This is a genomic window from Peribacillus sp. P4_C12 (genome assembly GCF_056402095.1).
Window position 1 is genome coordinate 1 of record NZ_JBFUIB010001150.1, and the last position, 610, is coordinate 610.

Sequence of the window (610 nt, forward strand, 5' to 3'; positions counted from 1 at the left end):
CTTTAGCTGTATAAGAAAAGGCGATCCTTCTTAAAGAAGAATCGCACCTATCATTCCATAAGGAGTACCTCAAGCAAAACGCAGATTTACAACGTTAAGAATATTCCAGAATAAAAAAAATCCCAATCTCTCAGTGATATTAATGAGAAATTGGGATTTAATTATTCTTCACCAATTGTGCCTTAAGTTGGTTACCTTGGAACGATTTTAACTAATCATTTCCTTATTAGTAAAAAATTCAGTTATAATCTTTTGCCTAATCATATTCAATCATTAAATAAATTTTTTTCGCATTGATTGTTTCTTATTGATTTCATTCAAAATAACCGCTATTTCGTGCGAATTTTCAATATATGATGTTCCAATCTGGATTTATACAAGCTCAACTATTGATTTTAAGTTGGAACGGAAAAGTCACCAAATCAGCTGCTTTGGGCTATTTTTATACTAAAAAAAAATTATTGTTGACCCTCTGTGTAAATTTGAAAAGTTACACCGAATTTGTCCGATACAATCCCATAAGCAGGGCTAAAAAAAGCTTCCTGCAGGGGCATTTTCACTTGTCCATCTTGCGACAAGTATTCAAAAATTTGTTTTGATTTTTCGATAT

At 31.5% G+C, this 610-nt stretch carries 1 pseudogene; it reads right to left on the reverse strand.

What is annotated here, in order from left to right:
* Positions 1-458 precede the first annotated feature (458 nt).
* Positions 459-610, reverse strand: a pseudogene (locus AC1DUW_RS31870) (VOC family protein); the annotation flags it as partial.